The organism is Thalassotalea piscium (assembly GCF_030295935.1).
Taxonomy (GTDB): domain Bacteria; phylum Pseudomonadota; class Gammaproteobacteria; order Enterobacterales; family Alteromonadaceae; genus Thalassotalea_B; species Thalassotalea_B piscium.
Window position 1 is genome coordinate 2,625,091 of sequence record NZ_AP027362.1, and the last position, 24,771, is coordinate 2,649,861.

Below are 24,771 nucleotides of genomic sequence, written 5' to 3' on the forward strand. Positions count from 1 at the left end.
GTTACTGCTCTTTTGATAGTTTTTTACTTGAAGGATGAATCGCTTGAATATTATTGGCATCCAATTGATAAGGTGTTATTTGATAAACGTAGTAGTTGAGCCAATTGGTAAACAATAAACTGCCATGACTTCGCCATGAGCTTTTAGGATTATTAGAAGGGTCGTTATTAGCGAAATAATTTTCTGGCAATGTGGGTGATAAACTTGAATTTACATCACGCTCATACTCTTCTTTCAGTGTACTTGCGTCATATTCAGGATGCCCAGTTAAATACACTTGCTGCTTATTTTTACTTACCGTTAAGTAAACCCCTGCTTGCGGTGACTCTGCTAATACAGTTAACTCTTCAACCGACTGGTAATCTTCTTTAGTGATATAGCCATAACGAGAATGAGGAACAATAAAGTGCTCATCAAACCCTCGCGTTAGTTCTTCTTTTGGATCGAGTGCTTGGTGTTCATATATACCTGACAATTTTTGCTTTCGAAGGTGTCGATTTAAACCATAATGATGATATAACGCAGCATGTGCAGCCCAACATGAAAACATAGTTGAGGTAACATTACTTTCTGCCCAATCGAATACCTCACAAATTTTATCCCAAAAGGTAACGTCTTGATAATCCAATAAGGCTAAAGGAGCCCCTGTAATGATTAAGCCGTCGTATTGCTTTGTTTTAATATCATCAAATAGGCGATAAAAGTTATCTAAGTGTTCTTGTGGTGTATGTTTTGACTCGTTAGCATGAATACGCACAAACTCAACATTAATTTGTAATGGCGTGTTAGCAAGCATTCGTAATATTTGTACTTCCGTTTCAATTTTATTCGGCATTAAGTTTAGAATTGCAACTTCCATCGGACGAATCTCTTGGCTTGCAGCTCTATGCTCAGACATAACAAAAATATTTTCATTATCAAGCACTTGTAATGCGGGTAATTGATCTGGAATTTTTATAGGCATGTAAGCTCACCTTACTTAATTTATTACGATATGCATGCTGTAAATCGTACAACATTAATTATGAATATAATGTGCCTTGGATTGCTAGATATGTCAACATCTAAACGTATAGACGTCTAAATGAATTTGTTATATCACTATATATTCTGAACTTATGCAAAAGATTACTGAAGAAGAGAATTCCGTAGAAGTGTAGTTTTTAGTGAGTGAAGCCAAAGCTAGTGTGTAAGTACTTTATATTTGACTTGCTCTATATACCGTTTTACGTAGTTTTAACAAGATGTAGGCTCAATAAATTTGCCCTGTTATCGTTTGAGTGATGGCTCTGCTACCGTTTCTGATGAAAGTAACCGCGCTTTACTTTTAGCTCTTTTTTTTCTTTGTTCTTTTTTGCTCGCTAACACTACTGTATTGATAAACTCAGCCGATTTTTTGCTGGGATCATAAGCAACCTCAATGGTTTTACCGTTACATGTAATAGAATCGCCGTTTCGAATCTTTTTACGCTTTTGAACTACAACTTCATTATTTACTAATACATTACCTTCACTGATCATGCTTTTAGCTTCGCCGCCACCGCCAACCATATTGGCTATTTTAAGTAATTTACAAAGTTCTATAGGTTCAACACAAATGTCGAAAATTGAGTGTTCAGACATGAAATACGCCTAATATGTTTAAATAATAATAGTGTTATATTCTAACATATATATGAATATTTTATAATGCAGCTCTTACAGAAGAAGCCTAATAATTCTGATTGCTACTTAACATAATATCACTTCGTATAAGAAAGTGATCTCTTAGCCAAAATTAAAGGTTTAGATGTAAGGCATTGACTGTAGCGAGGGGGTAATTGGTGTAACGGTTCTTGCTGCAGTAATTTATTATTTTAACCCGTAGAAATGCTCACATAGCTAGTGATATTAATGGTATAAATATTAAAATAAAAAAAGCCACCGATAACATCAGTGGCTTTATACATAGTTTAAATTACTGCACAGCGATAACCAGTATTATGACTCAGTGATAACTTCTTCTGCGACAGCTTCAGTCTTTTTAGATAAAAATAATTCTCTTAAACGTGTGTCTAGCTCTTTTGCAATAGCTGGATTTTCTTTAAGGTAGTTAGTTGAATTTGCTTTACCTTGGCCAATTTTGTCGCCTTTGTAGCTATACCAAGCACCGGCTTTTTCAACCATTTTATTCTGTACACCAAGGTCAATTAACTCACCTAAACTGTTAATTCCCTCACCGTAAAGTATTTGAAACTCAACTTGTTTAAAAGGAGGTGCAATTTTATTTTTAACTACTTTTACACGCGTCTCATTACCAATAATTTCATCACCCTGCTTTACAGCACCAATACGACGAATATCTAATCGAACTGAGGCGTAAAACTTAAGTGCGTTACCGCCTGTTGTAGTTTCTGGATTACCAAACATAACACCAATTTTCATACGAATTTGGTTAATGAAAATCATCATAGTGTTCGATTGCTTTAAATTACCGGTAAGCTTACGCATTGCTTGAGACAACATACGCGCTTGAAGCCCCATGTGCGAGTCGCCCATATCACCTTCAATTTCAGCTTTTGGTGTTAGAGCAGCGACAGAGTCGACAACAATTACATCAACAGCACCTGAGCGAGTTAACATGTCACAAATTTCTAATGCTTGTTCACCTGTATCGGGTTGTGAAACAAGTAACTCATTAATATTTACACCAAGTTTTTCAGCATAAATAGGGTCTAACGCATGCTCAGCGTCAACAAAGGCACATACTTTACCGTTGCGTTGTGCTTCTGCGATTACCTCTAATGTTAAGGTGGTTTTACCACTTGATTCTGGTCCATATATCTCTACAATACGACCCATTGGTAATCCGCCTGCGCCTAGTGCAATATCAAGTCCTAGTGAGCCTGTAGAAATGGTCTCGATATCCATGCTACGGTTTTCACCTAGCTTCATAATTGAACCTTTACCAAATTGGCGTTCAATTTGGCTTAACGCAGCAGAGAGTGCCTTTTCTTTATTCTCGTCCATTTCTTGCTCCACATGTAAATACATAAATAAGTCTGATGCAGCAAAGTATACTGTATAGTCGTACAGTATCAAGTTTTTTTATAATTATTTTTCAAACTCTATAACTTTTAATTTTTTTGTAATTTTAACTATATGTAATTTAAGAATTAATTAACAATTAGTAACTTTTAAATATTTTAAGCTAAAAAGTTACTACTGCCAATTTATCACTGTTTTTTTTAATTATATCAGTTGTATTTACGCTTTAACGAAAACTTGTGGGTCTATTACTTATGCTTATGGCATAATTGAGTAATACACTCTTAAATTATCACAAGACAAAATAAGAATTAATGACTACTGCGACCCCAGACTTATCTTCTCATACCCCTATGATGCGCCAATATTTAACGATTAAGGCCGAATTCCCTAACATTCTTGTTTTTTATCGCATGGGCGATTTTTATGAATTGTTTTTTGATGATGCCAAGAAGGCTTCAGACTTATTGGATATATCGCTCACGGCAAGAGGGAAAACAGGCGGTAATGCCATACCAATGGCAGGTGTGCCCTATCACGCTGTTGAAAACTACTTAGCCCGCCTTATTCAACTTGGTGAGTCTGTTGCAATTTGCGAACAAATTGGTGATCCAGCAACAAGTAAAGGCCCAGTTGAGCGTAAGGTGGTTAGAATATTAACCCCTGGCACAGTAAGTGATGAAGCCTTACTCGCCGACCGACAAGATAATTTAATTGTAGCGATTACCCATACTCAGCAAGGGTTCGGTTTAGCATATTTAGATATGACTAGCGGAAGATTTGTCTTAACAGAGCCTGCAACCAAAGAGCAGCTGCAAGCTGAATTACAACGCCTCTCACCTGCTGAGCTTTTGTATCCAGAAACATTCCAAGACACAGCATTAATTAGCCAACATAAAGGATTAAGACGTCGTTCAGAATGGGAGTTTGATTTAGACACCGCTCATAAATTATTAAATGAACAGTTTGGCACTAAAGAGCTTACAGGCTTCGGTGTTGCAGACCAATCAATTGGTTTAATGGCAGCAGGTTGTTTATTGCAATATGTTAAAGATAGTCAACGCTCAGCTTTACCACATATCCGCTCAATTATTGCAGAAACAGCTGCCAAAGGTGTAATTTTAGATGCGGCGACAAGGCGTAATTTAGAACTTACGCAGAACTTGCAAGGTGGTATAGAAAACACCCTAGCATCAATATTGGATACTTCAGCGACTCCAATGGGCTCTAGGTTACTTAAACGTTGGTTACACTTTCCACTTAGAGATATAGAAACGTTAACAACTAGACAACAGTCTATTTCTGCATTAATTTCAACTGACACATATTCACCGTTACATGATTTGTTGAAGCACATTGGTGATATAGAACGAATAGTGTCACGAGTAGCGCTTCGATCTGCTCGACCGCGTGACTTTGCTCGATTACGTAACGCACTGTTACTTTTACCTGAACTTCAGCAATTGCTCACTACTGAGGGGTTATCCGCGTTAACTAAACTTACCTCAGATACTTCGCCATTAACCGATATAGCGCACTTATTAGAGCGGGCCATTGTTAATAACCCGCCTGTGCTAATACGAGATGGCGGCGTAATTGCACCACACTATCATGAAGAGTTAGATGAACTACGTGATTTAAGTGACGGAGCAACTGAGTTTTTAGCGCAATTGGAAGCTCGTGAGAAAGAAAGAACAGGCATTCAAACGCTTAAAGTTGGCTATAACAAGGTACATGGCTTTTATATTGAGATCAGTCGTAATGCGGCACAAGATGTACCTGATGACTATATCAGACGTCAAACTCTTAAAAACAATGAACGTTTTATCACCAATGAATTAAAGCAACATGAAGAAAAGGTACTCAGTGCACAAAGTAAGTTTTTAGCTTTAGAAAAACGTTTATATGATCAGTTATTTGACTTGATCTTGCCTGAATTAGATAAACTACAAACACTAGCACAAGCAATTGCTGAAATAGACGTATTAACCACTTTTGCAGAAAGAGCCGAAACATTAAATTATGTAAAGCCTAAGTTATCACAAACACCAGGTATTAATATTGAAGCTGGCCGCCATGCGGTAGTTGAACAGATGACCGAAGCCCCATTTATTGCCAACCCTGTAGTACTTACTGAAGCTCGTAAAATGTTAATAATTACGGGCCCCAATATGGGCGGAAAGTCTACTTATATGAGACAAACAGCCTTAATTGTATTACTTGCTCATATTGGTGCTTTTGTGCCAGCAAGCGCAGCAAATATTGGTATGGTTGACCGAATATTCACCCGAATTGGAGCTTCGGACGATCTTGCTAGTGGCCGCTCAACCTTTATGGTTGAGATGACAGAAACAGCGAATATTTTGCATAATGCAACAGCTAAAAGCTTAGTATTGTTAGATGAAATAGGACGAGGTACAAGTACTTTTGATGGTTTATCTTTAGCATGGGCCTGTGCTGAAATGTTGGCGCTTAAAACTAAAGCCTTTACGCTATTTGCCAGCCATTATTTTGAATTAACTTTGCTTGCCGAGCAAATTTCAACGCTAGCAAATGTTCATTTAGACGCTGTTGAGCATGATGAAAAAATAATTTTCATGCATGCTGTACAAGAAGGTGCAGCTAGCAAAAGCTTCGGTTTACAAGTAGCGCAGCTTGCTGGGGTACCTAAAACGGTTATTCAACGAGCAAAACAGCGGTTGAAAGAGTTAGAAAATCAACAAAGCGCCTCAAGCATTAGCCAAGATACTCAACCATTTGAGCAATTGTCTTTAATGGATGATAGTCACCCTGTCATTGACAAGTTAAAATCACTCGATGTAAATGAGCTAAGCCCACGTCAAGCACTTGACTTGCTATTTCAATTAAAACAAGAGTTGTAATACCAGTTTCCTTAATTAAGTGATCTATTTTATACGCAGTGAAAACAATCAAATACAAGGCATTTATTTTCATAACTAGTTGTTCTAATTATAAAATAAATAACGCAGTAGTTGATTGTTTTAACCAGTAGAAATGATCAAATAATTAGTGAGATTGGTATAATACCCCTTTCATTAATTAGGTGATCAACTTTATACGCAGGAATTACAGTCAAATAAAAAGTATTAATTTCAGGCATTAAAAAACCAGCGATATCGCTGGTTTATTCACAAAAATACTATTTAGCTATACTTACGCTTGGAACAATGCCTCGATAGACAAATCTTGTTGACTTAAAATATCACGTAGTCGCTTTAAAGCTTCTACTTGTATTTGTCTTACGCGTTCACGGGTTAAACCAATTTCAACACCAACGTCTTCCAATGTAGCAGCTTCGTAGCCTAATAAGCCAAATCGTCTTGCTAATACTTCACGTTGTTTTGAGTTAAGTTCATTAAGCCAATGTACGATATTATTTTTAATATCAGCGTCTTGGAGGCTTTGCTCAGGGTTACTGCCTTTTTCGTCAGGAATAACATCGAGTAATACCTTGTCAGACTCTCCTCCAAAGGGTGTATCAACAGAAGACATGCGTTCGTTCAAGCGTAACATTTTAGTCACATTAGCAACGGGTACATCTAGTTCCTGTGCAATATCTTCAGCTGTAGGCTCGTGATCAAGTTTTTGAATTAACTCTCGTGCTGTTCTTAGATAGATATTAAGTTCTTTAACTACATGTATAGGTAATCGAATAGTACGGGTTTGATTCATAATGGCACGTTCTATTGTTTGACGTATCCACCATGTAGCATAGGTAGAGAACCTAAAACCTCGTTCAGGATCAAATTTTTCCACTGCACGGATCAAACCTAAATTACCTTCCTCGATCAAATCTAATAAGGGTAAGCCACGATTGTTATATCGACGTGCAATTTTAACAACTAAGCGTAAATTACTTTCTATCATACGCTTGCGAGAGGGTTCGTCACCTTTTAAAGAAAGGCGAGAAAAGTAGACTTCTTCTTCAGCAGTTAACAAAGGTGATATCCCAATCTCACCTAAATACAATTGTGTTGCATCTAAATTAGATGGCGTATCATCCACAATTTTATTGGTTTTAGTTTCAACGGCAACATTAACGTCCGCACATTCATTTAATTCTTTTTTTATGCTCATGCTATATCTCCCATCAATTTAGCAAAGCCTATGCTCTAGGTACTATTTAAATATTCACACTAACTCCAATTTTATTTATTGTTTATTATCTTCTCGGCAGATACTTTAATGGATTTACAGATTTTCCACGAAAGCGAACTTCAAAATGAAGCATGACTCTTTTCGCTTCTGTGTCACCCATTTTGGCAATAATCTCGCCTGCTTTAACGGTTTGCTGTTCCTTAACCAAAATACTGTCGTTATGTGCATAAGCACTTAAGTAATCATCGTTGTGTTTAACAATAATTAATCGACCATATCCTCGTAAAACATCCCCAGCATAAACAACTTTACCGTCAGCTGCAGCCCTGATTAAATCGCCTTTGTTACCTGCGATGTCAATTCCCTTATTCCCTTGTTTTTTAGAAGAAAATAATGAAATTATCCGGCCTTCATTTGGCCATTTCCACTGACTGATTTTCTGTGAAAATGTCCCCTGACTCAACGGTTCATTTATACTTGATTTTTCCCGTCTTGTATTACTACCATACGCTTGCTTTTTGGAAGTGGCAACTGGTTTTTTTACCACCTTAGTTTGAACGTTTTTCGTACTTTTGGTGGAAGTGTTACTATCACTAGGCTTGCGGCTATTTTTAGCTAAATATAACTTTTGATTTGGAAAAATTCGATAAGGGGGGGCAAGATCATTCAATTGGGCCAAATCGCGTATATCTATGTCTGCTCGCCACGCAATTGAATATAGCGTTTCACCTTTTTTTACAATGTATTCTGTAGTACTAATACTGCTTTTAACCCGTTTATATAAAGGGACATGGCCTTGAACTTCAACCACGGGAGCAGGTGATTGCCTGCTCGAACAAGCTGAAAGCAAAAAAATCAATAGTGAAAAAACAATATGGTGGTATTGAATATTACGCAAAATAAAGTACTTTAGTCCTTAATAGTCAGATTAATTACTTAACAAAAAATAAGCGATAACAATTAATACCACAATTACCCAGCCGATTGTATCTATCCACTGACGTAGTTTTTGTTCCATCGTTTCTCCACCGTAATAAATAATACCCGCCACTAGAAAGAAACGTAGCCCGCGACCTACTGCAGATGCAAGCAAGAACGGCCAAAAGAGCATATGTAAAAACCCTGCACTAACGGTAAATAGCTTATAAGGAATGGGAGAGAATCCTGCTAAAAACACAACCCAAACACCCCATTGTTCAAACCAACTAATTGCAGTATTAAAACGCTCTTGATAACCAAATTCAGTAATTAATGGCTGGATCAAAGGTTCAAACATCCAAAAACCTAAATAATAACCAACAACCCCGCCTATAACTGATGAAACAGTAGTTAACGATGCATAAAACCACGCTTTTTTTCTATTTGCCAATACCATAGGTGCAAGTAAAACGTCTGGTGGAATAGGAAAAAACACTGACTCAGCAAAGGTTAACACCGCTAAAATTACTGGCGCAAACTTATGTTTTGCCCATTTAAGCGTCCACTCATAGAGTGAAGAAAATATCTTCACAATAAGTCTCCGGGTACTAAGGGCACAAATTTTACAGCTTCTATTTGCTTTTCAATATATTCATTGCCAGCGCGTGTAATAATTTTTAATATTTGGGTTTGACCGCCTACAGGAATCACTAGTCGACCACCATCAGTTAACTGCTCAAGAAGTGCTTGTGGAACTGATACAGCCGCTGCGGTTACAATAATTGCTTGAAAAGGCCCTTTGCTGCTCCACCCTTGCCAACCATCGCCATGTTTCATTGCAATATTATGCAAGTCGATACTTCTGAGTTTACGCTTAGCTTGCCATTGCAATGACTTAATGCGCTCAACTGAAAAAACCTTTTCAGTGAGTTGAGCTAAAATAGATGTTTGATAACCCGAACCGGTGCCTATTTCTAAAATACTGTCAGGTATACCATCGGCAATCAATAACTCCGACATTTTTGCCACAATATAGGGCTGAGAAATGGTCTGCCCCTGCCCTATTGGCAATGCGGTATTGTCATAGGCTTTATGCGCTAAAATTTCTGGTACAAAAATGTGTCGAGGGCTTCTCGCTATAGCCTGTAAAACTTGAGTATTTACAATGCCTTCAGCTTTTAATTTTTGTGCGAGAAGCTCGCCACTTCGACTTGATTTTCCGCCAATACTACTAATTAATCTGGCATTCATTTTACAACTCTCATAACGTTAATTGATTGATCCATTGCGACATAGACTCGATACTTTTATAGGCAGTCATATCAACAGTTAAAGGGGTTACTGAGGCATAACCATTACTAACAGCGTGAAAGTCTGTACCTTCACCAGCATCTAATTCTAGCCCTAACGAGCCATACCAATAAATATCTCTATTCCAAGGGTCAAGCATACGCTTCATTGTTTCAGCTTGGTGACGGTGCCCTAAACGCGTGACTTTAATGCCTTTTAACTCAGACAGCGGAATATCAGGTACATTAATATTAATAATTTGATCGGCCGGCAATGGGTGTTTAACTAAGTGTTTTATAAAACTGGCGGTAACTGATGCCGCAGTTTCATAATGTAATTCATCTTTTCCTGCTAACGATACGGCCACTGCTGGCATGCCCATGTGTCGACCTTCAGTAGCGGCAGCAACAGTACCTGAGTAAAGCGTATCATCACCTAAATTAGCCCCCTTATTGATACCGGCAACGACTAAGTCTGGTAATGGTTTAATTAGTTGGCTAATTGCAAGGTGTACTGCATCTGTTGGTGTGCCATTTACGGAAATAAAACCATTTTCAAGTGTTTCTGCACGAAGTGGGTTTAATAAGGTAAGTGAATTACTCGCACCACTGCAATTTCTATCAGGTGCGACCACAGTAACATTCGCAAATTGACTTAGCGCTTGGTACAACACTTTAATACCTAATGCGTTTACACCGTCATCATTGCTCAATAATATATTCATTCTTTGTTCTCTATTTTATGCTCAAATTCCCGCTCGGTTAAGTCTTGGTAGTTAAGTATTTCTCGCAATATAGTGGTAGCAAAACAGCCTGAAGGTAAGAAGAATTTTAACTTTACGACATGCTCGTTAGCGTTTTGCTTATCAAATGATATTTCTGCCTCATTTAACGAAAGCCTAATACGACGCCGCTCTTGCTTTAAACCAAACTTAATTAAGCCATGACAAATTTCTGGAAACTCTTCTATTAACCCATATTCTTGCTTAGCGGTAACACCGGTTGCTTTTGTTTCACCTGAGCCCCACAAGCAAGCCGTTAAGTCGATATCCTTTTCAATAAAGCGTTGCTTTGCAATATCATCTACTTCATCTAAATGGAATATGGATTGTGTGCCCGCTAACATCATGACATCACCAACATTTAACACGTCGAACTGTTCTGCTTTAATACGCTCACTCACTAAGTGATTAAACAAGTAGGAGCGAGCGGCTGAGAGGTAAATACTACGTTTTTTTCTATCTTTAACTTTTGCACCACTAAACAATGCTTTAGCTTTTTCAATATTGCCGCCATTAATACCAAAACGTTGCTCACCATAATAGTTTGGCACACCATGTTCGACAGCCGCATACCAACGGCGTATTAAATCATCAACATTCGTAACTGAACGTAAGATAATTTCAAAACGATTACCTGTAAGCGCCCCAATACGAAGCTTTTTCTCGTGGCGAGCATATTCAAGTACTTCGATGCCTTCTAGCTTAAATTCAGATAAATCATCAACCGCCTTACCAGGTATATGTACACCAAACCATTGTTCGGTTACAGCAAAACGATCTTTAAGCCCTGCGTAGGTAACCATAGACTCTTTTACAGCAAAATATTTGGCTAATTGTCTAGCAACAAATACGGTGTTCAACCCTGTTTTTCGAAGCTTTATTAATAAATGTTCACCGTTACCACTAGGCGTGAAAGGTAACTGCTCTAATACAACAAAGTCAGACATTTTGGTACGTAGATCACCCGTTGCTTCAGGTATACCGTAAAGGTATGCAAGTGAGGAAATCACTTATACTCCCTCACTTTTCATGCTGCTACACAGCGCACTGTCACTCTTCACTAGCAGTACAACGCTATGTGTGGCAATTCCTTCTTTTTGACCTACATAACCCAGCTTTTCAGTTGTTGTTGCTTTTACGTTTACTTGACTAATATCACAGGCTAAATCTTGAGAAAGGTGTGTACGCATGGCCAGTAAATAAGGCGAAATTTTAGGTGCTTGAGCGACTATAGTTAAGTCTGCATTGCCTAATTCATAACCTTGTTTTTGCATTAAACTAACCACATGGCGAAGTAAAATTCGGCTCGATATATTTTTATAGCTATCGTCAGTATCAGGAAAGTGATTACCAATATCACCCATTGCCAATGCACCTAAAATGGCATCACACAAAGCATGAATAGCTACATCTCCATCTGAATGTGCAATAAAACCTTGTTCATATGGAATTGACTCACCCGCTAAAACAATTGGCCCGTTACCACCAAATTTATGGACATCAAAGCCATGACCTATTCGCACATTAATTCCTTAATTGTTGTTTGGTTAAAATAAATTCAGCTAAATGAAGGTCATCTGGCCGTGTTATTTTTAAGTTTTCATCACTACCTTCAACTAAAATACTCTCGCCTCCTGCATATTCTATTGCAGAAGCTTCATCAGTAATGGTTATGTTATCAGTTAAGGCTGTTTCTATCGCTTTTAACAGTATTGTTGTTGGGTACATTTGTGGCGTTAATGCATGCCATAATTGCTGTCGGTCAACCGTTTCTGTCACTAAACCAAGATCATTTGACCGCTTAATGGTGTCGCGAATAGGTGTGGCTAGTAACCCTCCGGTATTTGCAGTGGTGCATTTGTTAATTAATGCTGAAATATCCTCATGACTAACACAAGGTCTAGCCGCATCGTGCACTAACACCCAGGGAAATTCTTCCGTGTTTATCGATTTTAATCCTGCGCGTACCGAGTCAACTCGCTCTTTTCCACCAAAAACCGTGCTAACCCTTGCTAAATTAGGCAGAGCGGTTGTTGCAAAATAGTTATCGCCCTTGCTTATTACTATCACTATTTTAGCAATTTTGGGGTGAGATAATAACCGCTCTATTGTATGTTCTAAAACAGTCTGTTGTTCAATAATTAAGTATTGTTTAGGTTGTAACGCTTGCATGCGCTTGCCTATTCCCGCAGCGGGAACAATAACAGCTAACTTACTATTTATTTCTGGCATTAGGTTAGTTTTACTTTTACTCACAAACTATTGCTCTTGCTTATTAGGAATTATACGAAAAAAAGTTTCGCCAGCTTTTATCATTCCTAACTCGTTGCGCGCCCGCTCTTCAATTGCATCTAAACCAGATTTAAGATCGTCAGTGTCTGCATAAAGGAGTTTATTACGTTGTTTTAATTTTTCATTATCAATTTGTTGACGTGTAACTTCATTCTCTAGCGCTAAATAGTCAGGCACACTATTTTTACCGAACCAAAGTCGGTATTGTAATAAGAGAAAAAATACTAGCAAGATACTAGTGAGCATGCGCATGAGAAATAGACAACCAGAACCATTTGATATTTAGCTTATTATAAGAGTGTCTGTGTCACTGTAAACACTTGAGGTAAATTAATAGCAATTAAATTAAATAAAGGGGATTGCTCGCTTGAAATTACGCCAATCAATGGTACAAGAGAGCAGTAACTCTCTTAAGGAAGGAATAATAGGGTTGGTTTTATTATCATTTAACCACGCATGACCAGTGCAAGCGGCGGTCATTACGCGTTTATTTGGTTTTAACAACCTAGGTATAGACTTGCTTTCTTCCATTAACGATAAGTCAAACCAACCATGCGAATTAGTACGCAAACGTTTTTTCTCATGATCTATTCTATCGATTGAATCTAATACTATATGTGTTTGAAGTGCAATTGGCACCACTAACCCAGGTGTTAAGGTTATTGTTAAATACCAATTATTAACTGTTAGACTATCTTGCCCTGTTATCGGCATTTTGCCCAGCTGTTTAGCAGACCAAGTGGCATTATGAAGATCTAATGAAAGTGGTGAACGGCATTGAGCCATTAGGTATGCGGTGCGTTTAACATAGTAAGGTAAACTTTTAATACGCCCTTGGAGTGACGCTAATGCCGCATTATCGATACTTGAAATTGCCTTTAACTCTCTTTCATAAAGCGCACAACAAAGCTCAGCTAACTCAGGTAACTGCTCTTGTTCTTGCCAAAATGAAACTTGCTCTGTCATTAAATAATTGAATACTTTAAAGGTAATAATCGCTTAAGCTTTAAGCATACTTTATTGTTCTCAAAAGATAAAACATCAATAAATATTAAATGTCGTTATACTAGGGCATGTTGAACTTTCGAGTACAAATTTCGTACGAATTAAACATGATTTAATTGAGCCGTAGCGAGTAAAGTGTAATTATTCTACATAAATGAGCTAGACAGCTTCCGCGTCCTGCTCACGCTAAGTACCTACTTCCGTGTAGGCAACGAAAAGTAAATCATGTTTAAACGTATCGGTAGGACAGCGCCTCTTTGGTTTTTCTACGACGTTTTCACTTATTTATGGGGAACAACCCCATTACATAAGTTCAGCTTTGTATAAACGCCAAATAAATCGCTGCAAAAATGTACAGTAAAGATCAACACCCCCTAATAAAATTAAAATTTTATCAGTAGGTATTTTTTCATATCAACAAGTAAAGTAATAAAGAGAATAATGGAAACTAGCATGACAATATTTCATTCTTACAGTGGTACAGAATCAACTGACACAACCAGTACAGTAAGCACATTAGAGCCGGTTAATTTATTAAAAGATGAAATCGATCAAATGAGTCGAATTTACACGATAATTGTCGATTTTTTTGCTAACTATACTTTTCAGCTAATTGGCGCATTTATCATTTTTGCTATTGGCTATATGCTAGCAGGCAAAATAGGAAACTCTGTCCTTAAGGTATGCCAAAAGCACAAGCTTGATATTACCTTAAGTCATTTTCTAGCTAATACGAGTAAAATGCTGATTGTAGTAATGATTACTATTGTGTCACTTAATAAATTAGGGATAAGTGTAACGCCATTTATCGCTGCTATTGGTGCTATTTCACTGGGCGCTGGTTTAGCCCTTCAAGGCTTATTAGCCAATTATGCCGCTGGTTTTAATATTATTATAATTCGTCCTTTTGTGGTGGGTGACACAATAACAGTTCAAGGAGTAACAGGGTTAGTAAAAGAAGTATTACTCGCCTATACCATTATAATAGATGAGGATGACGTTAAAATTACAATTCCTAACAAACACATAGTGGGTGAAGTATTACATAACTCTAAAAATGACTCTTTGCTGGAGCTGAATGTGGGAATTGCTTATAAAGAAAACCCTGTGGAAGTTATCACTTTACTAGAAGAAGTTATTGCAAAGCTCGATATTACAAGCGGTATTCGTAAGCCTCAAATCGGTATTGATGAGTTTGCCGATAGCTCAATTAACATAGGCCTTAGAATTTGGACTCCTACGCTGAACTTATACGATTCAAAGTATAAAGCTTATAAAGCAATTTACTTGGCTTTTCAGCAAAATAATATTGAAATACCATTTCCACAACGCGATGTGCATATGATCACGTCGCCATAAAGCCTACTCTTTTTAAGGTAAACTCACGATAAACATGTAATGTGAAGAGATATTATCTATCGGTTGATATCTCCAATTTTTGTTTATTTTATTTGTTTACAATAATTCTTTATGTACTACCATAGAAACATGGAAGACATTAGCCTCTAAAGTTAAGATTAAGGTAGTGAAAACAATGGAGATTGAGTTGCCTGATAATAAGATTTATTTGTTGAAGCATAAATTGTTCAGCGATGTAGTTAAATTGTCTGTTAGTCACCAAAATAAACACGAATTCATTAATGCCCTTTCGAGTAATAGCAGTCCATTAACGCAATTTGAGTTGGTTTTTAAAATACGGTGTGAAAATGCACCATCGGTTATCGAAAATATTGAGCATAGCTTAAAAAGTCAACTCACCTATGGTGGTCTTTACCAAGTGTCTACTAAAAAGGCAATACAGGTACTGCGCCGAGAAGCAAATAGAATTCCAATCGTTCATACTGAATAAAGTCGTTACTTAACCTTTTATTATGCGAAATCCACTTAATAATATAATTATGGATAAAACAATCAGCAGCGATATTAAAATAAAATGTGCTGATGGTGAGTACATTGCAGCGACTATTCACTCTCCTACTTCCCACATTAAAGGCGCTATATTAATAGCCCCAGCTACAGGTATTAAAAGACAATTTTATGCAAACTTCTCTAACTATCTTTCAAGCAATGGCTATGGTGTTATTCGTTTTGACAACAGGGGTATTGCCGAGTCTTTAGTTGGAGACATTAACAATAGTAAAGTTTCTCTGCAGTGCTGGGGAGAGCAAGATATGCCAGCAGTTTTAACTCAATTGCAAAAAAGCTTTCCCAATACCAACTATCATTTAATTGGTCATAGTGCTGGTGGACAACTAGTAGGCTTAATGCACAACGCTTTAGAGTTAAGTTCAATATTTAACTTCGCGAGCTCTTCTGGACAGCTTAACAATATGAGTAGCTCCTACCGTTTGAAAGCTAATATATTTATGAACCTTTTCATTCCGTTAAGTAACGTCTTGTTTGGGCATACAAAGTCGCAATGGATAGGTATGGGTGAGCCTCTACCTAAAAATGTAGCCAAACAATGGAGAGATTGGTGTAATGGCCAAGGTTATGTGAAGGTGGCATTTGGAAAAACTGTCAACCACCACTTATACGATAAAATTTCCCTGCCCTCACTTTGGGTTAACTCCACTGATGATGAAATAGCAAACGATGCTAACGTTAAAGATATGCTTTCGGTATTTGGTCAATTAAATGCAAATGCGAAAACCTTAACCTTTAATGCAAACGATTATGGATTAGACGAAATAGGCCATATGAAGTTTTTTAGCAAAAAATCTAAAGTGTTATGGCCGCATGCATTGGAGTGGCTAGAACAGCAGTCAAGCAACACGGCTAAAAAATAAAAAACTTTATCGCACTTTAAGTGGCTTAAATAGAAGAGCATCGCTAAAGGCGCTACTGCTATTAATACCAGTTTCATTAATTAAGTGATCAACTTTAAACGCAGTAAAAATGATCACATAATTAGTGAGGTTGGTGTAATACACAATATTAACGTTGAGATGTATGCCGTAGCGCTTCAATTCGCTCTTCAAGCGGAGGATGGCTTGCAAAAAGGCTTTTAAATTTAGATTTGTTATTAATACCAAATGCCATCATTGAACCTTCAAGTTGACTTTCTTGGCTATACTTTAGTTTTTCTAATGCACCTATCATTGCCGCCTTGCCTGCTAAAGTCGCACCACCACTATCGGCAGTAAACTCTCGTTTTCTTGAAAACCAAGCAACAATAATACTTGCTAGAACTCCTAAGATAATTTCTAAAACAATAACTACACCAAAGTATGCAATGCCTCCCAACCCGCCTTGGTTATTATTACCTCTTGTTGCATTATCAATAACGCCAGCAATTAACCGCGCTAAGAATATTACAAAGGTATTCACAACGCCTTGAATAAGCGTTAACGTTACCATGTCTCCGTTAGCAATATGGCTTATTTCATGGCCAATAACCGCTTCTGCTTCTGCTTGACTCATGTTTTCTAATAAACCAGTGCTTATGGCTACTAGTGCATTATTTTTATTAGCACCTGTAGCAAAAGCATTCATATCTGGCGATTGATAAAGCGCTACCTCTGGCATACCAATACCGGCTCTCTCGGAATAGCGTTTTACGGTTTCAACTAACCATATTTCAGTCGCGTTTTTAGGGTGTTCAATTACATATGCACCCACTGATCGTTTAGCCATCCATTTTGACATCAGTAACGATATAAAAGCGCCACCGAAACCAAAAACACTTGCAAGCAATAAAAGCCCGCCAAATCCTTGTCTGTCAATGCCAAATACAGACATTGCAATACTTAAGGTCACACTCAGAACTAGCATTATTGCTAGGTTTGTCAGTAAAAATAAAACGACTCTTTGCATTATTAAAAATCCACAGTAATTACCTAAAGACATAATATGTCTCATTTATGATAAAACAAGTAAGAACGAGATATTTTTTAACGCTCTGGGTCTCTTTTATAGACGTTAGCAGATACTGAAAGATAATAAAGACCAATTGAGTTGAGGCGAGGCGAGTGTTAATGTGCCTTTCATTGATGCAGATCAATAACAAAACCCTACCTAACCAATTGTTATTACTTTATTTTTTATTTATAATACAACTCTTTTAACGCTTTTTTTATATACTTATTATATTATTAAGGGCTGCTATGACAATTGAAACTCCTCATCATGCTTCTCCCGTTGGGCGCGATATTAGAGCTTACACCGATAAATTACGCGCCAAGCACCGAGTAGTCAAAAATACCGCAGGCGAGTGGGTGCTATTAAGGCATGCAGATGTAACAAATGCCGCTTTAGACCATGAGGTTTTTTCAAGCAATGTTTCTCGTTTTTTGCAAGTTCCCAATGGATTAGATGGAGAGCAACATACCCGCTATCGTAAAATTATTGATCGCTATTTAACTAAAGAAGCACTATCACCTTATTTACCAGTATTTGAACAAGTCGCTAACGCGCTTTTTACTGGGCTTCCCAATAATACTGTGCTAGATGCAGTTAATGACATTGGTGCAGTATTTGCTGTTCGTGCACAGTGTCAGTGGTTAGGTTGGCCCGATGAATTAGAACCCGTATTGCTAGAGTGGATGAAAGAAAACCACGCTGCAACACGTTCAGGCGAGCACAAGTTAACCGCAAATGTTGCTGATAAATTTAATAATATAGTACGCACTATCATTACCAATAAATGTGCGTCAGATAATGTAGCTGACGATATTACCACTCAGCTTTGCCGTGAAACTATTAATGGAAAAGCATTAACGCAAGAAGAGATAATTTCAATATTGCGAAATTGGACAGGGGGTGATCTTGGCTCTATCGCTTTATGCGTAGGTGTAATTATCGCTCATCTTGCCACCGTACCAGCACTTATAGCAACAATTCGTCAAGCGCCAGATAAAGAAGTTGAAGATATTATTGACGAAATACTGCGTATTGATAATCCTTTTGTAGCTAACAGAAGAGTGACCACCTGCCCGGTCAATTTTGCTGGCCATCACATACCTAAAGGCGCTAAAGTTAAACTCAATTGGACTTCAGCTAATCGAGATGAAAGCGTATTTAATAACAACCAGTTTGATCCTAAAACCAATGCCAATAACAATTTAGTTTACGGTATTGGTAAGCATGTGTGTCCTGGTCGTACATTAGCAACTTGGCAATTAAGAATAGCAGTGCAAGCACTAGTTAATTCGGTTGGTAGTATTACGTTAGCACCTAACGAATTACCTGAGCGCGAAGTTTTTCCTGTTGGTGGCTACCATCGAGTGCCGATTATTCTGACATTATAATTCAACTACCTTTGTATAAAGCGGATCTGTAACGTACTTTCAATAAAAACAATCGCGCCATTCTTGACATCAATAATCGCTATATACAGTAAAAAAGTGACAAAAGCGCTTTAGCGCTCCAAACTATATTATCACTTTATTTTTACCGAGATACATATGTTAAACGATCAAACACAAGAGCCCTTAGATTTACTACCAGATTTATGCGATCAATACCCCGATGAAGTGCAAGTACTTGCTCAGCAGTTCAACCATTATGGCAAAATCAAAGTGTTTTATGGTCAGGTTGTTACCATTGAATGCTTTGAAGATAACTCTTTAGTCAAATCAACGCTTGCGCAAGACGGCGCTGGAAAAGTATTAATTGTCAATGGTGGTGGTTTAACTAGAAAAGCGTTGCTCGGTGATTTAATTGCAAAAAGCGCGATCAAAAACAATTGGGAGGGTGTTATTATTAATGGTTTTATTCGAGATGTGGCTACCATTAATTCACTTAACATTGGCGTTAAAGCATTAGGTGCTACACCATTAAAAACCCAGAAGCGTGGTTTAGGTGATTTTAATATACCTATAACTATTGCTGGTGTTTCAATTCATCCTAACAACTGGGTTTACGCAGACGAGAATGGTGTCCTCATTGCTAATGAACAACTTTCATTACCTAGGGAGTGCTGAACTTTCGAATACAAATTGCATACAAACAAAACATAATATCCATACGTATAAAAGATTTATAAAAAATTATTTGTTGCGATGGGGCTTATCAAGTTGTAATTGCTCTATTTCTTTTGCCGTTTCTTTTGCTAATATTTCAAGTGTTTTTCCGTGAGCTACAGGCTTTCTCGTTTGAGGGTCAATCTGTACAAATACAATCTCGTCAGCAAAGCAGATAGTTTTTTTAGTGGCTTTATTACGCACCAAGCAACTAATGGTAATTGATGTTTTACCGACTTTTTTAGTTTCCAAGCCAAACTCAATTACGTCGCCTTTTAACGCGGGTGATTCAAAACTTATCTCTCCAATATGCTTAGTAACAATGTAATTGGTTTCTAGTTGGCAAATGGTATAAATTGCCGCCTCTTCATCAATCCACTGTAATACACGGCCACCAAATAAAGAATCACCATAATTTAAATCACTTGGAAGTACTAAACGACGAGTTAAAAAGCGCATATTGATCCTCAATACTTAATAATTTCTAAATTATAACGTAAAAAAATCAATATGCTACGGTTTATCCTATTAGCGTAGAAAGAGTTACTCCTTTATTCGTTCTCGTCTTTGTTCTCTAACACGTTGAGTTTTATGGTTATCTTGTCTCACTCTCTGCCTAGGAGGCATGTCCGCCTTAGGTTTACTAAACGTTTTTCTCTCTTTTACTTCATTTCTTGTCACTGTTTTTGGCGTTTGACTCGTTGAATACGCAGGTGAACGATAGGTATTGCGCGTATGTGTTACTGCTTTATCTGTTGAGCGAATCTGCTGCTTAGTGTCTCGCTGAGCATGGCGAATAGGCCTTCCTTGCTTAACTCGATGCTCAGCATTTGCTGTTTTGATCGAAGTGCGTTCTTTAAGCTTTTGCCTAAACTCCTTATGACGGGGTTCAACAGTAGTTACGTTTTTATGCACTCTTTGTTTCTCCTTTCTCAACGTGCGGTTAGTTGTAACTTTATTGTTGGTATTTACCCTTGTTCTTGTAGATACCGTAACAGGCCGACTACTCGAATATTTTCGCTTTAAATGATTACTTTTATATGCCACACCTTTTCTATGAACAGGCTTATGGTGCCAGCGTTTTGCATGATGACTTGTTGAAATGCGTTTTCTGGGGTAATACCTACGAGGAGAAGAATAATCAACTATCACGTGTCGGTTGTGCCAGTGAACGCCAGTAAAAAAGAAATCAAAACCGATATGTACGCCAGTATTCCAATAGAAAGGTCCTCTATGGTGACTATAATAGCGTGACGTGTGCCAGTAAACAGGAGGAAAATGAGTCCAGCGCCAGCTGCCATAAACAGTGCGAGTATCATAGTAAGGAACGTAAATAACTTTAGCCTCGGCCGGCTCTATGATAATAGTTGTTTTTTCTTTGACAACTCGAACATTATCCATTTTAGCTAAATTTCCAGCTTCATCCGCTTGCTGACGTAGTATCTGGATAGTAGCGAGTACGTTTTCTTCATCTTGCAAAAAAGCATCACCAAGATTTTGCATCCAAGCTAAATCTTCACTCAGCTTTTGCAATATTGATGGAAATGGCAGTAGCGCTTTGACACTGGCATCCCATGACAAATCTTCACTTGCATTAATGATTTGCTCTTTAGTTAACGACTCATTTTTAGCCAGCCAGCGTTCAGCCTCAACCACCTCAAGCGGATAAGTTGAAGCAATTAAAATATGGGTTAATAACGAGTCAGGGTATAATGCAACTGGCGCAAGCATTTGCGCTAGTTCGGCTTCTGAAAATTCAACATCCTGGTCTTCCGTTGCATATACAGTAATGCTGAGCATCAACAACATTATTGATATCAGCAGCTGATTAAAGTTAACTTTCTGTAGAAGAGTATTCATACGTTCACCTTGTTTAACTTAATAATTTATATTTACTAAGGTGTAATGTACGCGAGGTAAACTGAATTAAAGCTGAACGTGTGTTTTTGAAGACGATGATTGTAAATAAAGATTAATTAGAAAATATCAGGGTAAACTTTGCCCCTTTTAGTGTTTCACTTTGGCTAATATCAAGGCTAGCGTTGTAGCTTTGAACTAAGTCTCTCACAATAGCTAAACCAACACCATGACCTTGCTGATAGGTGTCAGCTCTTACACCGCGGTCAAAAATTGTTTTCTTTAGCTGTTCATTTATGCCAATCCCATCATCCTCTACGATTATAGTGACACTATTTTTCTGCTTATTAACCGTTAATTTAATGGTATGTTTTGCTGCTTTATAGGCATTATCTAGTAAGTTACCTAGTAGCTCTAACAAATCAGCTTCATCACCTTTAAAAAGTACGCCTGCTTCTATGTTGGCTATTAAATTAATTGGTTTATCTGTATATATCTTCTTTAAGCTTGTGACCAACTTATCAACAACTGTTTTGATATTAATTCCCAATAACCATGATGAATGTCCAGCGCTTTGAGCACGTTTCAATTGGTGTTCAATAGTAAAATTAATACGATTAATTTGCTCTTGGCTTTGAGCAGAAAGTGACGGTTCAGCCTGTAATACGGCTAAAGGTGTTTTTAAGCTATGCGCTAAGTCTGAAAGAGCATTACGATAACGTTTACGCTGCTGTTGCTCGGTTGCTAACAAGCTATTTAATTGTGTAGTAACTTCAACTAGTTCTTGCGGGTAAATAGCAGCAAGTTTCGCTATTTTTCCTTGCTCTATTGCCTTAATTTCTTTTTCAAGCACAAGCAATGGCCTTAAGGTCCAGTGAAGCCAAATAAATTGAATGATTAATATTAATCCTATCAATATAACTAAACCAAAGAACAACTGCTGTTTAAATTCTGCCATCAATAAAAGAAACTCAACTTTTTCTTTAATAATGTGTAATGTAAAAGGGAAGGCTTGCTCGTCATCACCAAAGCTAACCGCATAACTGTAAATAAAATGCGGTGATTGGTTAATATCAATTGTAGTAAATGCGCTTTTACCGACGTTAAGTCGTGGGTTATAGTCGGTCAGCTCTACCGTTAATAATGATTGTGAATGCCATAACTCATCAGATATTGGTGTTTTTATCGCACTAATTACGGCATATAAACCAGACTGACTGACATTAAATTGATTTTCAGCCAATACTTCTGGCATTAATAGCGTTAACTGCTCAACCTCGGCTACGGCTAAAATTGAATATATATAAGCGCTAAGCTCGTTTTCTACGCTATTAACCATATGCTTTTCATAGGCATTGGTAATGATCATTCCGATACTAGGTAGCACAACAACAACCATTATAATTAAGCTTAAAAACAAGCGCGCTTTTAATGAGTGTGCAAATAAATTAAATACTAGCTTCAAGTTATTCAAACCTAACTAAACGGTAGCCTTGACCACGTAATGTTTCAATAAAGTTTAACTTATTATCAGCATCTAGTTTTTTGCGTAAACGCCTGATAAAAACTTCAATTACATTAGAGTCTAAGTCAAAATCTTGATCATAAATATGCTCTGTTAATGTTGTTTTTGAAGTAACTTCGCCTATATGCAACATCATATATTTAAATATTTTAAACTCGTGTGCGCTCAGACTAACAGGCTGTTGATTAACCATCACTTCAGCGGTAGCGGTGTTCAAAGAAAAGGGTCCATTACTAATAACCGTACTCGCTTGCCCTGCACTTCTTCTTATTAAGGCATTTAAACGGGCAATTAACTCTTCAACATGAAAGGGTTTGGTTAAATAGTCATCAGCTCCGGCATCTAAGCCTTCCACTTTATTCTGCCAACTGTCTCTTGCTGTTAAAATTAGAATGGGATAAACGCGATGTTGCTCTCTTAATTTTTTGATAACAGTACTGCCATCAATTTTAGGTAAGCCTAAATCAATTACCGCGGCGTCATAATTATGTTCAAGCCCTTGAAATAATGCTATTTCACCATTGTCAGCCACATCAACAGAATAATTAAGCTCGGTTAACTGCCGATATAACTGTTGTTGCAAAGTAATATCGTCTTCAACCAGTAACAAACGCATATCTTAATCCTTTTTAATTTTTCCTGTTTTAGCATCTACTTTTTTAGATATTACATGACCGTTTGGCTTTAAAATTTTAACCTTATAGTCTGATTTTTGTTTATTCACTCTTAGCACTTTACCGCCGTATTGCTTTTTAACCACACTAGCTGCTTGCCGAGAGTTTTTTACTGTTTTATTACTTTTTTGTTCTGCTTGTGAATTTATGGTGGTTTGCCCAAAATCAGCCGCGATAGCAATTTGTAAGCTACCTACAAACATTAAACTAATAATTCCTATCGTTGATTTCATTTTAAGTACCTAATTAGTTAAACCACAACTGAGTGTTGTTCTCAGTGTAAGAGATCACAACCCCCAAATAAACTAAGATCGTAATAAATACTACCATTTTTAATGTGAATTAAAGCTGAACACTCTTTTTATTAAAAAATGGTTGGAAATAAGTGTTCAGCTTTAGTTCAGTTTTATTAGGTTTTAATAGCTGCAAGTTATTCATATAAGGATTTAGCCATGAAAACAATTGCACAATTATTAACGCTTATTACCTATAGCATTATTTTACTTATCAGTAATAGTAGTTACTCTGCACAGGGGCCAAGTAGTTTTTCAGTTGAACAAGTAAAGAACCAGCAATCAAAAGATGAGTTACTTGGCCTGATAAAAAAGAATATTAACGGCTTAAAAAGTGATAAAAGCCTATTAAAAACCCAGTATTTGCCCCGCTCTGAGCACCAACAAAAGAAGTTAATGCAGGCTAATACTCAACTTAATAAACCACTATCGCCAACCAGTAAAACTATAGCTAACAAGTCAATATCAGCCAGAAGTGTTCATTACTATAGCTTTTCAATTTATCAGGGATACTCACAGTTAATAGAAGACTTTGATGAAGATGGTTATTACCAAACATTCAGTGTAACGTTTGATGCTGATGCAGCAACAACCAGTTATGACAATCAATTTGCCGTTTATGCAGAGCTTTATTTAAGTAAGAATGGCGGCCCTTGGATTCATTATTATACAACCGAAGAGTTTATTCTTTATGGTGAAAGCGAAGAAGATACTTACGAGGTTTATACAACACTAGAGCAAGGCTACCCAACTGACCAATACGATGTATTAATTGACCTTTATGAGGTGGGTTACACTGATATTGTTGCAAGTTATAGCAGTGATAATACTAACGATTTATATGCGCTACCATTAGAAAGTAGTGATTACGATCCTAAATATATTATCGTTGAAGAACGCGGAGGCAGTTATTCATTGGCTCTATTAATATTACTATTTATAGTCTTGTTACTACGTAAAAAAGCTGATCCTAGCTAAAATACATTATTGATTAGAAATATAGGTGTACTAATCCAGTGAGTTATCT

General features: G+C 37.2%; 26 protein-coding genes. 7 read left to right on the forward strand and 19 right to left on the reverse strand.

The genetic code is table 11. The features are described 5' to 3' along the window. Nucleotide 1: 1 nt before the first annotated feature. The 3 genes from metA to recA form a co-directional block, all read right to left on the reverse strand. Complete coding sequence (metA, locus tag QUD79_RS11510) at nt 2-964, reverse strand: homoserine O-acetyltransferase MetA (protein WP_184425777.1); 963 nt, start codon at nt 962-964, stop codon at nt 2-4. Nucleotides 965-1,269: 305 nt separating this feature from the next. Beyond that, complete coding sequence (locus tag QUD79_RS11515; RefSeq protein ID WP_184425779.1) at nt 1,270-1,623, reverse strand: RNA-binding S4 domain-containing protein; 354 nt, start codon at nt 1,621-1,623, stop codon at nt 1,270-1,272. A 357-nt stretch (nt 1,624-1,980) separates the two neighbouring features. Next, entirely contained in the window at nt 1,981-3,009 is a 1,029-nt protein-coding gene (gene recA, locus QUD79_RS11520; protein WP_184425781.1) for a recombinase RecA, read from the reverse strand. Between the two features lie 332 nt (nt 3,010-3,341). Here recA and mutS point away from each other — a divergent pair, with 332 nt between their 5' ends. Further along, nucleotides 3,342-5,909 (forward strand): DNA mismatch repair protein MutS, encoded by a 2,568-nt coding sequence (gene mutS, locus QUD79_RS11525; protein WP_184425783.1) that lies wholly within the window; start codon nt 3,342-3,344, stop codon nt 5,907-5,909. Nucleotides 5,910-6,201: 292 nt separating this feature from the next. On the opposite strand, the gene rpoS is transcribed toward mutS, so the two are convergent. The 10 genes from rpoS to QUD79_RS11575 all read right to left on the reverse strand — a co-directional run bounded on the left by rpoS (nt 6,202) and on the right by QUD79_RS11575 (nt 13,393). Continuing rightward, a complete protein-coding gene (gene rpoS / locus QUD79_RS11530) occupies nt 6,202-7,125 on the reverse strand; it encodes an RNA polymerase sigma factor RpoS (protein WP_184425785.1) in 924 nt (307 codons plus the stop codon). 85 nt (nt 7,126-7,210) lie between these two features. Then, on the reverse strand, nt 7,211-8,044 hold the full coding sequence (locus QUD79_RS11535; protein ID WP_221435253.1) for a peptidoglycan DD-metalloendopeptidase family protein: 834 nt from the start codon (nt 8,042-8,044) through the stop codon (nt 7,211-7,213). A gap of 30 nt (nt 8,045-8,074) precedes the next feature. Further along, entirely contained in the window at nt 8,075-8,656 is a 582-nt protein-coding gene (locus tag QUD79_RS11540) for a YqaA family protein (protein WP_184425787.1), read from the reverse strand. Continuing rightward, nucleotides 8,653-9,315, reverse strand: coding sequence for a protein-L-isoaspartate(D-aspartate) O-methyltransferase (locus tag QUD79_RS11545; protein WP_184425789.1), 663 nt, complete (start codon nt 9,313-9,315; stop codon nt 8,653-8,655). Before QUD79_RS11545 ends, QUD79_RS11540 begins: the two co-directional genes overlap by 4 nt. Before the next feature lie 10 nt (nt 9,316-9,325). Further along, nucleotides 9,326-10,078, reverse strand: coding sequence for a 5'/3'-nucleotidase SurE (gene surE / locus QUD79_RS11550; protein WP_184425791.1), 753 nt, complete (start codon nt 10,076-10,078; stop codon nt 9,326-9,328). After that, nucleotides 10,075-11,145: a tRNA pseudouridine(13) synthase TruD gene (gene truD / locus QUD79_RS11555; protein WP_184425793.1), complete on the reverse strand. Its 1,071-nt coding sequence runs from the start codon at nt 11,143-11,145 to the stop codon at nt 10,075-10,077. The genes surE and truD overlap by 4 nt, the downstream gene beginning before the upstream one ends. Beyond that, complete coding sequence (gene ispF, locus QUD79_RS11560) at nt 11,146-11,658, reverse strand: 2-C-methyl-D-erythritol 2,4-cyclodiphosphate synthase (protein ID WP_184425795.1); 513 nt, start codon at nt 11,656-11,658, stop codon at nt 11,146-11,148. It abuts the gene before it with no gap. A 1-nt stretch (nt 11,659) separates the two neighbouring features. Beyond that, nucleotides 11,660-12,391, reverse strand: a complete 732-nt coding sequence (gene ispD, locus QUD79_RS11565) for a 2-C-methyl-D-erythritol 4-phosphate cytidylyltransferase (RefSeq protein ID WP_343043986.1) — start codon at nt 12,389-12,391, stop codon at nt 11,660-11,662. A gap of 3 nt (nt 12,392-12,394) precedes the next feature. Continuing rightward, nucleotides 12,395-12,679 carry a cell division protein FtsB gene (gene ftsB, locus QUD79_RS11570; RefSeq protein WP_184425797.1) on the reverse strand — a complete coding sequence of 95 codons (285 nt, stop codon included), beginning with the start codon at nt 12,677-12,679 and terminating at the stop codon, nt 12,395-12,397. A gap of 93 nt (nt 12,680-12,772) precedes the next feature. Next, a complete protein-coding gene (locus tag QUD79_RS11575; RefSeq protein ID WP_184425799.1) occupies nt 12,773-13,393 on the reverse strand; it encodes a hypothetical protein in 621 nt (206 codons plus the stop codon). Between the two features lie 492 nt (nt 13,394-13,885). On the opposite strand from QUD79_RS11575, the gene QUD79_RS11580 reads away from it, so the two are divergent. The 3 genes from QUD79_RS11580 to QUD79_RS11590 all read left to right on the forward strand — a co-directional run bounded on the left by QUD79_RS11580 (nt 13,886) and on the right by QUD79_RS11590 (nt 16,221). Then, nucleotides 13,886-14,791, forward strand: a complete 906-nt coding sequence (locus QUD79_RS11580; RefSeq protein ID WP_184425801.1) for a mechanosensitive ion channel family protein — start codon at nt 13,886-13,888, stop codon at nt 14,789-14,791. A gap of 175 nt (nt 14,792-14,966) precedes the next feature. Further along, nucleotides 14,967-15,281: a hypothetical protein gene (locus tag QUD79_RS11585; protein ID WP_184425803.1), complete on the forward strand. Its 315-nt coding sequence runs from the start codon at nt 14,967-14,969 to the stop codon at nt 15,279-15,281. A gap of 49 nt (nt 15,282-15,330) precedes the next feature. After that, nucleotides 15,331-16,221 carry an alpha/beta hydrolase family protein gene (locus QUD79_RS11590; RefSeq protein ID WP_184425805.1) on the forward strand — a complete coding sequence of 297 codons (891 nt, stop codon included), beginning with the start codon at nt 15,331-15,333 and terminating at the stop codon, nt 16,219-16,221. A 148-nt stretch (nt 16,222-16,369) separates the two neighbouring features. Here QUD79_RS11590 and htpX read toward each other — a convergent pair whose 3' ends face one another. Beyond that, nucleotides 16,370-17,248, reverse strand: coding sequence for a protease HtpX (htpX, locus tag QUD79_RS11595; protein WP_184425807.1), 879 nt, complete (start codon nt 17,246-17,248; stop codon nt 16,370-16,372). Nucleotides 17,249-17,538: 290 nt separating this feature from the next. Here htpX and QUD79_RS11600 point away from each other — a divergent pair, with 290 nt between their 5' ends. Beyond that, nucleotides 17,539-18,681, forward strand: a complete 1,143-nt coding sequence (locus tag QUD79_RS11600) for a cytochrome P450 (protein WP_184425809.1) — start codon at nt 17,539-17,541, stop codon at nt 18,679-18,681. A gap of 156 nt (nt 18,682-18,837) precedes the next feature. Next, entirely contained in the window at nt 18,838-19,356 is a 519-nt protein-coding gene (locus QUD79_RS11605; protein ID WP_184425811.1) for a putative 4-hydroxy-4-methyl-2-oxoglutarate aldolase, read from the forward strand. A 66-nt stretch (nt 19,357-19,422) separates the two neighbouring features. Here the strand turns inward: QUD79_RS11605 and QUD79_RS11610 are convergent, their stop codons facing one another. The 5 genes from QUD79_RS11610 to QUD79_RS11630 form a co-directional block, all read right to left on the reverse strand. Continuing rightward, nucleotides 19,423-19,854: an acyl-CoA thioesterase gene (locus QUD79_RS11610; RefSeq protein WP_184425813.1), complete on the reverse strand. Its 432-nt coding sequence runs from the start codon at nt 19,852-19,854 to the stop codon at nt 19,423-19,425. 84 nt (nt 19,855-19,938) lie between these two features. Further along, a complete protein-coding gene (locus QUD79_RS11615) occupies nt 19,939-21,255 on the reverse strand; it encodes a DUF3300 domain-containing protein (protein WP_184425815.1) in 1,317 nt (438 codons plus the stop codon). Nucleotides 21,256-21,367: 112 nt separating this feature from the next. Next, the gene (locus QUD79_RS11620) at nt 21,368-22,717 is read right to left on the reverse strand and encodes an ATP-binding protein (RefSeq protein ID WP_343043987.1); all 1,350 of its coding nucleotides are present in this window, start codon (nt 22,715-22,717) and stop codon (nt 21,368-21,370) included. Between the two features lies 1 nt (nt 22,718). Next, on the reverse strand, nt 22,719-23,393 hold the full coding sequence (locus tag QUD79_RS11625) for a response regulator transcription factor (protein WP_184425817.1): 675 nt from the start codon (nt 23,391-23,393) through the stop codon (nt 22,719-22,721). 3 nt (nt 23,394-23,396) lie between these two features. Next, nucleotides 23,397-23,684 (reverse strand): PepSY domain-containing protein, encoded by a 288-nt coding sequence (locus tag QUD79_RS11630; protein WP_184425819.1) that lies wholly within the window; start codon nt 23,682-23,684, stop codon nt 23,397-23,399. Nucleotides 23,685-23,903: 219 nt separating this feature from the next. Between QUD79_RS11630 and QUD79_RS11635 the strand changes: the two genes are divergently transcribed. Continuing rightward, the gene (locus QUD79_RS11635) at nt 23,904-24,722 is read left to right on the forward strand and encodes a choice-of-anchor H family protein (RefSeq protein ID WP_184425820.1); all 819 of its coding nucleotides are present in this window, start codon (nt 23,904-23,906) and stop codon (nt 24,720-24,722) included. The last annotated feature ends 49 nt before the right edge of the window (nt 24,723-24,771 follow it).